The sequence below is a fragment of the Flexivirga sp. genome, from assembly GCF_035551235.1.
Classification (GTDB): Bacteria; Actinomycetota; Actinomycetes; order Actinomycetales; family Dermatophilaceae; genus Flexivirga.
Genome location: NZ_DASZNO010000050.1, coordinates 1 through 12305 on the forward strand (window position 1 = coordinate 1; position 12305 = coordinate 12305).

At 67.3% G+C, this 12305-nt stretch carries 9 protein-coding genes; 5 read left to right on the top strand and 4 right to left on the bottom strand.

Features of this window, described 5'->3' with window-relative positions:
* Positions 1–1331: SelB domain-containing protein (locus tag VG502_RS19395; RefSeq protein WP_325551801.1), on the top strand; the 1331-nt coding region annotated here is incomplete at its 5' end.
* A gap of 13 nt (positions 1332–1344) precedes the next feature.
* Here the strand turns inward: VG502_RS19395 and VG502_RS19400 are convergent.
* The gene (locus VG502_RS19400; RefSeq protein WP_325551802.1) at positions 1345–2808 is read right to left on the bottom strand and encodes an MFS transporter; all 1464 of its coding nucleotides are present in this window, start codon (positions 2806–2808) and stop codon (positions 1345–1347) included.
* Positions 2809–2875: 67 nt separating this feature from the next.
* On the opposite strand from VG502_RS19400, the gene VG502_RS19405 reads away from it, so the two are divergent.
* Positions 2876–3364, top strand: a complete 489-nt coding sequence (locus VG502_RS19405; RefSeq protein WP_325551803.1) for a MarR family winged helix-turn-helix transcriptional regulator — start codon at positions 2876–2878, stop codon at positions 3362–3364.
* Positions 3365–3564: 200 nt separating this feature from the next.
* Positions 3565–6795: a fused isobutyryl-CoA mutase/GTPase IcmF gene (gene icmF / locus VG502_RS19410; RefSeq protein ID WP_325551805.1), complete on the top strand. Its 3231-nt coding sequence runs from the start codon at positions 3565–3567 to the stop codon at positions 6793–6795.
* A 173-nt stretch (positions 6796–6968) separates the two neighbouring features.
* Here the strand turns inward: icmF and VG502_RS19415 are convergent, their stop codons facing one another.
* On the bottom strand, positions 6969–8150 hold the full coding sequence (locus VG502_RS19415; protein WP_325551806.1) for a trans-sulfuration enzyme family protein: 1182 nt from the start codon (positions 8148–8150) through the stop codon (positions 6969–6971).
* A 41-nt stretch (positions 8151–8191) separates the two neighbouring features.
* On the opposite strand from VG502_RS19415, the gene VG502_RS19420 reads away from it, so the two are divergent.
* Positions 8192–8746: an Lrp/AsnC family transcriptional regulator gene (locus VG502_RS19420; RefSeq protein WP_325551807.1), complete on the top strand. Its 555-nt coding sequence runs from the start codon at positions 8192–8194 to the stop codon at positions 8744–8746.
* A 41-nt stretch (positions 8747–8787) separates the two neighbouring features.
* Here the strand turns inward: VG502_RS19420 and VG502_RS19425 are convergent, their stop codons facing one another.
* A complete protein-coding gene (locus tag VG502_RS19425) occupies positions 8788–9492 on the bottom strand; it encodes a helical backbone metal receptor (RefSeq protein ID WP_325551808.1) in 705 nt (234 codons plus the stop codon).
* Positions 9493–9703: 211 nt separating this feature from the next.
* On the opposite strand from VG502_RS19425, the gene VG502_RS19430 reads away from it, so the two are divergent.
* The gene (locus VG502_RS19430) at positions 9704–11404 is read left to right on the top strand and encodes an AMP-binding protein (RefSeq protein ID WP_473964774.1); all 1701 of its coding nucleotides are present in this window, start codon (positions 9704–9706) and stop codon (positions 11402–11404) included.
* A 4-nt stretch (positions 11405–11408) separates the two neighbouring features.
* On the opposite strand, the gene purU is transcribed toward VG502_RS19430, so the two are convergent.
* Positions 11409–12281 carry a formyltetrahydrofolate deformylase gene (purU, locus tag VG502_RS19435; protein WP_325551809.1) on the bottom strand — a complete coding sequence of 291 codons (873 nt, stop codon included), beginning with the start codon at positions 12279–12281 and terminating at the stop codon, positions 11409–11411.
* Positions 12282–12305 lie beyond the last annotated feature (24 nt).

Here is a 12305-nt window from a genome sequence, read left to right on the forward strand (position 1 = left end):
TCATAGCGGCGCTCGACGACGTGCTGCGCACGGCACCAAAACCATTGGTGCACGGTCGAATACGGCTCTGGGTCGACCGGTCGTTCGCCGTCAAGGGCGCGGGGACGGTGGTGACCGGCACGCTGACTGCCGGGACGCTCACCATCGGCGACCGGCTCAGTCTGCTGGGAGACGGCGGACCCGTCGAGGTCTCGGTGCGCGGCCTCCAGCAGCACGGTGGCTCGATCGGCGCGGTCACACCGGTCAGCCGCGTCGCGGTCAACCTGCGCGGAGTGCACGCTGATGCGGTGCACCGCGGCGATGTCCTGGTGACTCCGAACGCATGGCACGTGACGCGGTGCGTCGACGTGCGCCGGGGGAGCGGACCGTCATTGAGTGACTTCCCCGAGCAGGTGTCCCTGCATCTCGGCACCCTCGCGGCGCCCGCCCGGTTGCGCCCCTTCAGCGACGACACCGCACGAGTGACGATCGAGCGCGCGGTTCCGGTCGCTGTCGGGGACCGAATGATATTGCGCGATAACGGGACTCGGCAGCTCGCCGGCATTCAGGCGCTCGACGTCGACCCGCCGGGTCTGAGTCGGCGTGGTGCGGGCCGTCGCCGCGGTGAGCAGCTCGCGACACTGGCGGCGGAAGGGGACGTGGGCACCGAAGTGGGGCGACGGGGTGCAGTGACAGGGCCATATCTCCGGCGGCTTGGCATCGCACTCCCGGAGACGGCGCCCGACGGGGTGTTGCTCCACGACGACTGGTGGATCGACAGGGCCGCGTTGACCGCGTGGGTGGTGGCGCTGCGCGACGCGGTAGTGGCGGATCAACAGCGGAATCCGTTGTCGGCCGGGCTTTCTCGTGGGGCAGCAATGGATGCTCTTCGGCTCCCGGACCCGGCCCTGCTCGATCTGGTGGCGGCGCAAGCAGGAGTGACGCAGCAGGACGCGGCCTTGTCCCTGGCTGCGGCCGCCGACGACCTGGGTGCGGCCGAACCCGCCGTCGCCATCCTGGAGTCCCGCTTGCGCGAGCAGCCCTTCGCCGCACCCGAGGCCGACGACCTCGCCGCCCTCGGTCTCGACAGGCGCGCGCTGGCAGCGGCCGAGCGGGTCGGCAGGCTGATACGGCTGCGCGACGGGATCGTGCTGCTGCCAACGGCGCCCGCGCTGGCGATGCGTGAATTGTCGTGCCTACCAGAGGTTTTCACCACCAGTGAGGCACGGGTCGCGCTGAGCACGACACGCCGTGTCGCCATACCCTTGCTGGAGCACCTGGATGAACGCGGCTGGACCAGACGACTCGACGCCGGGCACCGCACTGTGGTGCGGTCCGGCGTCGAGGGTTGAGCGACCGAACGACTCAGGCGTCGGCCAGCACCAGTTCGTCGACCACGGGAGCCGCGCTCTGGGTCCGGCGGCCGGAGATCGTCAGGGCGATCGCGCCGCCGAGGAGTGCCGCTGCCGCACCCACCAGGAAGCACAGCTTGAACGCATCGGCGGACGGTATGGCGGGAGCGCCCGGGCGGAGCGTGATGGTCCGGCTGGTCAGCAGAGTGGCCATGACCGCGCCGGCGACGGTTGTGCCGATCGACCGCATAACGGTGTTGATCCCGACACCGGAGCCGGCTTCGGCGGGCGGGACGTTCTCCAGGATGAGCGTGGGCATGGCGGCATACCCGATGCCGACCCCGGCCATGCTGATGCAGCTGGCGACGAGCAGCTGCCATGGTGCGCTCATCATGAACAGCGCGACCACATAACCGATTCCGATGACACCGGCGCCGATCGCGAGCGTGAGCCGTGCACCGATCGTGGTCATCAGCTTGCTCGACACGGGCGCGAGGAACATCATCATCAGTCCGCCGGGTGCCATCCAGAGTCCCGCCTCCAGGATCGACTGGCCCAGGCCGTAGCCGGTGGCCTTCGGCATCTCGAGCAGCTGCGGCACGACGATCGACTGCGCCATCATGCCGAAGCCGATGAGCAGGGCGGCGATGTTGGTGAGCAGCACCGGACGGCGCGCGGTGGTGCGCAGGTCGACGAGCGGGTCCTGCTGTCGCAACTCGTAGCAGCCGAAGAGCAGTAGCACCACAACCCCACCGACCACACACAGCAGCGTGTTCGTGGCGGTCCAGCCCCAGTCGTTGCCCTTGGAGACACCGACGAGCGTGGCGATGAGCCCGATGGCCAGGCTGATGGCGCCGATGATGTCGATGGACGCGGGGTGGCTGTCCGAGACGTTCGGGATGAGGACGGCGGTGCTCACGACCATGAGGGCGGCGAGTCCGGCGGACACCCAGAAGAGCGCGTGCCAGTTGTAGTCCTGGGCGATCCAGGCCGCCAGCGGCAGGCCGATCGCGCCGCCGACGCCCATGGTGGCGCTGAGGGTCGCGATGGCGGTCGAGGCCATCTGCGCGGGCACCACCTCACGGACCATGCTGATCGCCACAGGAATGAATCCCATTGCGATTCCTTGCAAGAAGCGCCCACCGATCATCGGCCACACGCTGGTGGACAGGGCGCACACGACCGAGCCGACGACCAGGATGGCGGCGGACCCGACGAGGACGCGCTGCTTGCCGATGATGTCGCCGAGGCGCCCGGCGACCGGCATGGCCACGGCGCCGCCGAGCAGGGTCGCCGTCACGACCCAGGACGTGTCACTCGCGGAGGCGTGCAGCAGCTGGGGGAGCTCGATCTGGATCGGCAGAACGAGGGTCTGCATCAGGGCCGCGGAGAGCGCGCCGAAGCAGAGCACCGCGATGATCAGCTGCGGTTTGACCTTCGCGGGCGCAGGTGGTGTTTCGGATGTCGTTGTTGTCATCAGTCCTCTTCGAAGTGCGTGCATATGTATGTTGCATGCATATGATTGGGTCTGTCAAACTGCTCGTATGACGAACGAGGTTGGGACCTCGGGCGAGTCGACCGATCTGACCTCGCTCGCGCGCAACAAGGACCTGGCGCCCGAGCGGCGTGTGGCGGCGATCCTGCATTCCTTCGACGTCGACCGGAGGGTGGTGGAGGCCAGGACCAGCCTGACCACGGCCGACCTGCGGTTGCTGTGGTTGCTGTCCGACGGGCGGGCCCGCACGCAGCGGGAGATCTGCGCCGAGCTCAACCTCGAGCAGTCGACCGTCAATCGGCAGGTCAATGCCGCGCTGCGCGCCGGCCACCTGCGACGGGACGACGCGCAGTCCGGACCGGCGGTGCTGAGTGCCACCGCGCAGGGCCGTCGTCGTTACGAGGCCGACGTCGAAGCCTTGGTGGGGCTGATGGGTACCGCCCTGGAATCACTCGACGACCCCGAGCAGTTCCTGGTCTCACTGGCGACATTCGTCGAGGCGTACCGCGAAGCGCTGACCGCCATACGGCCGCACTGAGGCTGCGCTGAGGCTGCGCTGAGTAAGCCCCTCTAGCGCGAGTGACGGCTTCCTCGCCGAGTGACGGCGTGTTTGGAGCGTCGCTCGGCGAAGAAGCCGTCACTCGGCAAGGTTTGTGGGTCGCCGGTTGGCGATTGGACCCAAATACTTGGACGTCCTAGTATTGAGGAAGTAAGCCGAGCCCGATGAGTGGAGACTCCATGTCCGAGGCACCCGCACTGCACGTTCCCGAGAACCCGGTCCGCATCGTCACCGCGTCCAGCCTGTTCGACGGGCACGATGCATCGATCAACATCATGCGGCGCATCATGCAGAGCCAGGGCGCCGAGGTGATCCACCTCGGGCATAACCGCAGCGTCCAGGAGGTCGTCGACGCGGCGATCGAGGAGGACGCGCAGGGGATCGCTGTCAGTTCCTACCAGGGCGGGCACGTCGAATACTTCGAGTACCTCGTGCAATTGCTGCGCGATGCCGGGGCCGACCACATCAAGGTCGTCGGCGGCGGCGGTGGCGTCATCGTTCCCGAGGAGATCGACCGGCTGCGCAAGTCCGGCGTCACGATCTTCAGCCCGCAGGACGGCCAGCGGCTCGGCCTGGTCGGGATGATCAACGAGGTCATCAAGGACTGCGACTTCAACACGTACGACCTGTCCCGGCCGGACGCGCATGCAGTGATGTCCGGTGACCGTACGGCGGTCGCACGCACGATCACCGGTGCGGAGCAGGGCGCGCTCGAGCCGGCCCTGCTGGACCAACTGCGCTCAGCGGCGGCCGACCGGCATACGCCCGTGCTCGGCATCACCGGCACCGGCGGCTCCGGCAAGTCGAGCCTGACCGACGAGCTGGTCCGGCGCTTCCGGATGGACCAGCAGGACAAGTTGCGCGTCGCGTGCGTTGCCATCGATCCGACGCGTCGCCGCGGCGGCGGTGCGCTCCTCGGTGACCGCATCCGGATGAATTCCCTTGACGGGGAACGCACTTACTTCCGGTCGCTCGCGACGCGCGGTGGTCGCGAGCTGCCCGAGGAGCTCACCGAAGTGCTAACGGTGCTGCGCGCCGCGTCATACGACCTGATCATCGTGGAGACGCCCGGCATCGGGCAGGGCGACGCCGCGATCACCGAGTTCGCGGACGTCAACCTCTACGTCATGACGCCGGAGTTCGGTGCGCAGAGCCAGCTGGAGAAGATCGACATGCTCGACTTCGCCGACGTGGTGGCGATCAACAAGTTCGAGCGTCGCGGTGCCATGGATGCGCTGCGTGATGTCGGGCGGCAGATGGTCCGCAACCGTGAGGCGTTCGGGAAGAAGCCCGAGGACATGCCGGTCTTCGGGACCTCGGCCGCGACCTTCAATGACGACGGTGTGACCGCGCTCTACCAGGAGCTGTGCTCGGAGCTCGATGCCAAGGGTCTCGAGTTGCCTCCGGGTGCGCTTGAGCCGGTGACGGTCCGGCACTCGTCCGTCCTGCGGCAGGTCGTGCCGCCGCAGCGGGTGCGCTACCTCGCTGAGATCAGCGAGACCGTTCGCGGCTACCACTCCGACACGCAGCGGTATGCCGACGCGGCGCGACGCGTGCAGCACCTGACGACGGCGCGAGATGCGTTGGCAGACAAGGCTCCCGACGCTTTGAACACCCTGATCGATGAGGCCGGCGAGGCGCTCCCGGGATCGGTCGCCCGACTGCTGACCGAGTGGCCGAAGGTCGTCGAGTCCTACAGCGGTGACGAGCAGGTCGTCACGATCCGGGACAAGGAGATCCACACGACGCTCGCACGCGAGTCGTTGTCCGGCAACAAGATCCGCCGTGTCTCGCTGCCGCGCTACCAGGACGACGGGGAGCTGCTGTCCTTCCTCCGCCGGGAGAACCTCCCGGGCTATTTCCCTTACACCGCAGGGGTTTTCCCGTTCAAGCGGGACAACGAGGACCCGGCGCGGATGTTCGCCGGCGAGGGCGATCCGTTCCGCACCAACCGCCGCTTCAAGCTGCTGTCGGAGGGGCAGCCGGCGACCCGGCTCTCGACAGCGTTCGACTCGGTCACCCTGTATGGACGCGACCCCGACCTGCGGCCGGACATCTACGGAAAGGTCGGCACCTCAGGCGTTTCCGTCGCAACCCTGGACGACATGAAGGTGCTGTATGACGGCTTCGACCTGACCTCCCCGAGCACGAGCGTCTCGATGACGATCAACGGCCCGGCGCCGACGATCCTGGCGTTCTTCCTCAACACGGTGATCGACCAGGAGCTCGCGAAGTTCGCCGAGGAACAGGGTCGACAGCCGAATGACGAGGAAGCGCAGCAGGTTCGGGCGGGGGCGCTCGCGACGGTCCGAGGCACGGTGCAGGCCGACATCCTCAAGGAGGACCAGGGTCAGAACACCTGCTTGTTCTCCACCGAGTTCTCGCTGCGGATGATGGCCGACATCCAGGAATGGTTCATTCAGAACGCCGTTCGCAACTTCTACTCGGTCTCGATCAGCGGCTATCACATCGCCGAAGCGGGCGCGAACCCCCTGAGCCAGCTGGCCTTCACCCTCGCCAACGGCTTCACCTATGTCGAGGCCTACCTGGCGCGTGGCATGGACATCGACGACTTCGCGCCGAACCTTTCGTTCTTCTTCTCCAACGGGATGGACCCGGAGTATTCCGTGATCGGCCGCGTCGCGCGACGCATCTGGGCCGTCGCGATGCGGGACAAGTATGGCGCCAACTCGCGCAGCCAGAAGTTGAAGTACCACGTGCAGACGTCCGGTCGGTCGCTGCACGCGCAGGAGATGAACTTCAACGACATACGCACGACGCTGCAGGCTTTGATCGCGATCTACGACAACGCGAATTCGTTGCACACCAACGCTTTTGACGAGGCCGTGACGACACCGTCGGAGGAGTCGGTGCGGCGCGCGCTCGCCATACAGCTCATCATCAACCGGGAGTGGGGCCTGGCGATGAACGAGAACCCGCTGCAGGGTTCGTTCATCATCGACGAGCTGACCGATCTGGTCGAGGAGGCCGTGCTCTCGGAGTTCGACCGCATCGCGGAGCGCGGCGGCGTGCTCGGTGCGATGGAGACCGGCTACCAGCGCGGCAAGATCCAGGACGAGTCGATGGTCTACGAGCACCGCAAGCACGACGGCTCGTTGCCGATCGTCGGCGTCAACACCTTCCGCAACCCGCACGAGGGTGAAGTGCCACAGAAGGTCGAGCTGGCTCGTGCGTCGGAGCAGGAGAAGGAGTCGCAGCTGAGCCGGGTCCAGGCGTTCCAGCAGGAGCACCGCGACGAGGCGCAGGTCGCGCTGGCTCGGCTGCGGGAGGCCGCGACCAAGGGCGAGAACGTCTTCGCCGTGCTGATGGATGCCGCGCGGGTCTGCTCGCTCGGTCAGGTCACCGAGGCGTTCTTCGAGGTCGGCGGACAATACCGCCGCAACGTCTGACGCACCGCCTCCCCTTTGTGCCGAGAGGACACCCGTTCATCGAGAGGACAGGGGATTTGGCCCGAATTCGGGCCAAATCCCCTGTCCTCTCGGTATTTGGGTGTCCTCTCGGCAAGGGTGTGTCCCGGGTCAGGACCGGATCAGGGCAGGGTCAGGACCGGATCAGGACCGGGTCAGGACACCTCGGCGAGTGCCTGCGCCAGGTCGGTGCGCAGGTCCTCGACGTCCTCCAGGCCGATCGAAAGGCGTACGACGCCGGCGTCGGGTCTGGCGTCCGCCGGGACCGGCCGGTGGGTGAGCGACGCCGGGTGCGAGATCAGCGACGTCACGCCACCGAGCGAGACCGCATGCTCGAAGAGTCGGACCGAGCTCACGAGGTGCGCGGCGGCGTCATACCCACCGGCGAGGCGGAGCGCGAACATCGCGCCGGGGCCGCGCATCTGGCGCCCGACCAGGCCGGCCGGGTCGCATTCGGCGAGCCCCGGGTAGAGCACCTGCGAAATCGCCGGGTGGTCGCTCGCCCAGCCGACGAGCTTGTCGGCGGAGGCCTGGCCGGCACGCACGCGCAGCGGCAGTGTCGCCAGACCGCGGTGCAGTAGATAGCCGCCCATCGGGTGCAGCAGGCTGCCGGTGATCGCGCGGACACGACGCAGCGCTTCGGCCCACGGCGTGCTGGTCGCGACGATGCCGGCGATCGAATCCCCATGGCCACCAATGAATTTCGTCGCACTGTGCAGCACCAGCGTGGCGCCGAGGCGGGCCGGGTTCTGCAGCACGGGAGTCGCGAAGGTGTTGTCCACGACGACGGGTGTCGAGCGGGCCGCCTCGGTGATGGCGGCGAGGTCGACGAGCTCGAGTGTTGGGTTGGCCGGTGTCTCGACCACGACCAAACAGGTGTCGGGGCGCACCGCGTCGGCGACCTCCGACGGCGTGCAGTATGTCGTCTCGACGTCGAGCAGTGGCGAGCCGAGCAGGTGGTCGGTGCCGCCATACAGCGGACGTACGGCGACGACATGCCGACCCTCGTGCTCGCTCTTGGCAGCCAGTATGACGGCGGTCATCGCCGCCATACCCGAGGAGAACGCGACGGCCTCGTCGGTGCCTTCGAGGGCGGCGAGACCTTCCTCGAAGCGCGCCACCGTCGGATTCCACAGCCGCGCATAGACATTGCCGCCACCGGGCACCGGGCGCCCGCCGCCGGCCATCGTCTCGTAGGACAGTCCGCTCGCATCCAGGTCCGGCACCGGGTTCGTGGTGGACAGGTCGATCGACGGCACGTGCACGCCTTGCTCGGCGAGGCCCTCCCGGCCGGCGTGCGTGGCGATCGAATCCAGCTGAAGAGGTGGCGTCGTCATGGCCGCACCGTAGAAGGATCCGGTGTGGAATGGCGTAATGGATGAAGATCCTGTCGCGGAATCAGTCCGGCGCGATGGATTCCGATGAGAAGCTGTATGCCGTGACGCTCGAATCGAAGAATCCCCCGGCCGCTCATGGTCTCGACGAGGTCGACCTGGCGTTGCTCGCCGAGCTCGCCGGCAATGCGCGGATAACCGGCGCCGCGCTGGCCAAACGTGTCGGCGTTGCCGAGTCGACGTGTGCCAAACGGCTGCAGTTGTTGCGCGATCGCGGGGTGATCACCGGTTTCACCACTCAGATGGATCTCGCCGCGCTCGGGCACCCGATCCAGGCCGTCATTGCGGTTCGGCTGGCGAGTCACAACCGCGATCATGTGCTGCGGTTCCATGACACGCTGACCGCCATACCGGGGGTGTTGACGGTGTTCCACGTCGCGGGGGAGAACGACTATCTGCTGCATGTCGCGGTCACCAGCCCGGAGCAGTTGCGGGACCTCGTGCTCGACCACATCAACGTGCACCCCGGCGTTCGGCATACCGAGACGCAGCTCGTTTTCAGTGTGATGCCCGGTGCGGGGATCTTTGCGGGGCGTTGACCGGCCGCTGGGTTTCGATACCCGTCCTCGTACCTCGTCCGCTACTCAACCCGCAGTAGCGTCGCTGCCTCGATCATGGACGGGCCGTACCAGGTGATCAGGCGACCGCTCAGCAGTCGTGTCGGAGTGCGGAACGCCTCGGGCCCGTCGTCGGCGGTGAAGACATACGGCTCATCCGGCAGGAGTATGACGTCGGCCCCCCGACCATCCAGCTCCGCGAGCTCCACCTTCGGATAACGGCCGCCGGCATCGCCATACACATTCTCAAAACCCATGCGGCGCAACAGATCCCCGGTGAACGTCCGCGAGCCGACCACCATCCACGGATCCCGCCAGATCGGCACCGCGACCCGGGCGCGCACCGGCGGCAGATCACCCGCCCACAGGCCACGCGCTTCCTCCAGCCAAACCGGTCGCTCCCAGTGCAGAACGTCATCGAAGAGTTCGTCGTATGCCGCGAAAGCGTCTGGCACTGTTTCGATCTCGCTCACCCAGACGGTCACGCCCGAGTCGCGCAGGCGACGCACGTCCAGCTCGCGGTTCTCCTCCTTGTTGGCCACGACCACGTCGGGCTGCAACGACCGGATGACGTCGAGGTTCGGGTTCTTGGTGCCGCGCACGCGCGTCACGTCGAGCTCGGCCGGGTGCGTGCACCAGTCCGTCGCGCCGACCAGCGCCTCCGGGCGGGTGGCGGCCAGCGCCTCGGTGATCGACGGCACCAGGGATACGACACGTTGTGCGGACATCGGAACGATCCTTTCATCGTCGGCCACGGACCCGTCCCTCGGACTTGCGCACTCCGGTTCCAACCCGCACCTTCTTGCCGAGTGACGGCTTCCTCGCCGAGTGACGGTCAGATTGCGCCGTCACTCGGCGAAGAAGCCGTCACTCGCGAAGACCAGGCCAACCAGGCTGAGGCGCGGGCACACGCCGGAGCTCAGTGCCATGATGACCACCATGGACGCGACCACGGCATACCGGGCGGCGCGGGACTTCCTGCTGCAGCACCACGACAACTATGACGAAGCGGTCGAGGGCTTCCATTGGCCCGACCTGGGCGATCGATTCTGCTGGGCCGTCGACTGGTTCGACGCCGTGTCCGTCGACAACGACCGGCCGGCCCTGGTGATCGTCGAGCAGGACGGCTCACGTACCAGCCGCAGCTTCCAGGAGATGAGTCGTCGCTCCGATCAGGTCGCCGCCTGGCTGGGTGATCTCGGCGTCGGCAAGGGCGACGCGGTGATCCTGATGCTGAACAACCAGGTCGAGCTCTGGGAGGCCATGCTCGGGGTGATGAAGCTGGGCGCCGTCATCGTGCCCACGACCACGGCCGCCGGCCCGAGCGACCTCACCGACCGCCTACAGCGGACGGCGGCCAAGGCCGTGGTGTGCAACGCCGGCGACATCGGCAAGTTCGACGAGGTCCCCGGCGAATACCTGCGCCTCAGCGTGGGTGCCGCCGACGGTTGGCAGAGCTTCGCCGACGCCTTCGACACCGAGTGGCACGCGATCCCGCATCCGGGCACGACGCCACAGGACCGGTTGCTGCTCTACTTCACGTCCGGTACGACGTCGAAGCCGAAGCTCGTCGAGCACACGCAGGTGTCCTACCCGGTCGGCCACCTGTCGACGATGTACTGGATCGGCCTGCGCCCCGGCGACGTGCACCTCAACGTCTCCTCGCCGGGCTGGGCCAAGCACGCCTGGTCCAACTTCTTCGCGCCGTGGATCGGCGAGGCCACGATCTTCATCTACAACTACTCCCGCTTCGATGCCCCGGCGCTGCTCGAGCAGATGCGGACCGAAGGCGTCACGAGCTTCTGCGCGCCCCCGACTGTATGGCGGATGCTCATCAACGCCGATCTCGGCACAAAACCGGGCGCCCTCCGCGAGGTGGTCGGTGCAGGAGAGCCGTTGAATCCAGAGGTGATTCGGCAGATCGAGAAATCCTGGGGGCTCACCATCCGGGACGGCTACGGCCAGACCGAGACCAGCGTGCAGATCGCGAACACACCTGGCGGCACGGTGAAGCCCGGGTCGATGGGGCGCCCGTTGCCGGGCGTGCCGTCCGGTCTGGCCGATCCCGTGAGCGGCGAGCTCCTGCCACCCGACGCGGACGAGGGCGAGATCTGCCTGGACCTCGGTCAGCACCCGGTCGGTCTGATGACCGGCTACCAGGCCGATCCCGAGCGCAACGCCGCCGTCATGGCCCACGGCGTCTACCACACCGGGGACGTCGCCTCCCGCGACAGCGACGGCTACTACACCTACATCGGCCGCACGGACGACGTCTTCAAGGCGTCCGACTACAAGATCAGCCCGTTCGAGTTGGAGTCCGTGCTCATCGAACACCCTGCGGTCGCGGAGGCCGCCATCGTGCCGGCTCCGGATCCGGTGCGGCTCGCGGTGCCGAAGGCCTACATCGCGCTCGCGCCCGGTCACGAGCCGACCGAGCAGACCGCGTTCGAGATCCTGAAATTCGCCCGCGAGCACCTGGCGCCATACCAGCGGGTGCGACGGGTGGAGTTCTACGAGCTGCCCAAGACGATCTCCGGCAAGATCCGCCGGGTGGAACTGCGCGGGCGCGAGGAGGAGATCGCCGGCCAGCGCCCCGGGCCCGAATGGCGCGACGACGACTTCCCCGAACTGAAGGGGTGACGCCTCAGCGCAGCACGACGGTCCGTCGCCCCTGCACGAAAACCCTTCCCTCGCAGTGCCATCGGACGGCGTTGGACAGCGCCTTGCATTCGGTGTCCCGCCCGGCAGCGACAAGGTCGGCCGGGGTGTAGGAGTGGTCCACCTCCTGCACCTGCTGGGAGATGATCGGACCCTCGTCGAGGTCGTCGGTGACGTAATGCGCTGTCGCACCAACGGTTTTCACGCCGCGCTCATACGCCTGGTGGTAGGGCTTGGCGCCCTTGAAGCTCGGTAGGAACGAGTGGTGGATGTTGATCGCGCGACCGCTCAACCGGCGCGCCAGGTCGTCGGAGAGGATCTGCATGTAGCGGGCGAGCACGACCAGGTCGACGTCGAGTTCGTCCACCAGCTGCAGCAGGCGCGACTCGGCCTCCGGCTTGGTCGCGGCCGTCACCGGGATGTGATGGAAGGGCGCGCGGTGCCAGCGCACGAGGTCCTCGTGGTCCGGGTGGTTGGAGACCACCGCCACGATCTCGATCGGCAGGTCGTCGACGTGCGCGCGGAAGAGCAGGTCATTGAGGCAGTGCGCGAACTTCGACACCATCACCAGCACGCGTTGCTTGTCGGTTGACCGTCGTAACCCGGCGTTCAGCTGCCACTCCTCGCGCAGTGAGTCCAGAGAGCGTTCGAGGGACTCGATGCCGGGGTCGCCGTCGTCGGGCACGACGAAGTCGACCCGGCACACATAGCGACCGGCCAGCTGATCGTCGAACTGCTTGATCTCGCGTATGTCGGCACGGTTCTCGACGAGGAACCCGGTGACGGCGTGCAGCAACCCGGGCCGCTCCGCGCCGTCCAACGTCAGCACGTAACGGTGCTCCCCGATGTCTCTGCTCATCGCGAATCTCCTTGTCCCTGAGGC

Coding starts and splice junctions, on each gene's coding strand:
- VG502_RS19400 (WP_325551802.1), bottom strand. CDS start 2,808: ATGACAACAACGACATCCGAAACACCACCTGCGCCCGCGAAGGTCAAA.
- VG502_RS19405 (WP_325551803.1), top strand. CDS start 2,876: ATGACGAACGAGGTTGGGACCTCGGGCGAGTCGACCGATCTGACCTCG.
- icmF (WP_325551805.1), top strand. CDS start 3,565: ATGTCCGAGGCACCCGCACTGCACGTTCCCGAGAACCCGGTCCGCATC.
- VG502_RS19415 (WP_325551806.1), bottom strand. CDS start 8,150: ATGACGACGCCACCTCTTCAGCTGGATTCGATCGCCACGCACGCCGGC.
- VG502_RS19420 (WP_325551807.1), top strand. CDS start 8,192: ATGAAGATCCTGTCGCGGAATCAGTCCGGCGCGATGGATTCCGATGAG.
- VG502_RS19425 (WP_325551808.1), bottom strand. CDS start 9,492: ATGTCCGCACAACGTGTCGTATCCCTGGTGCCGTCGATCACCGAGGCG.
- VG502_RS19430 (WP_473964774.1), top strand. CDS start 9,704: ATGGACGCGACCACGGCATACCGGGCGGCGCGGGACTTCCTGCTGCAG.
- purU (WP_325551809.1), bottom strand. CDS start 12,281: ATGAGCAGAGACATCGGGGAGCACCGTTACGTGCTGACGTTGGACGGC.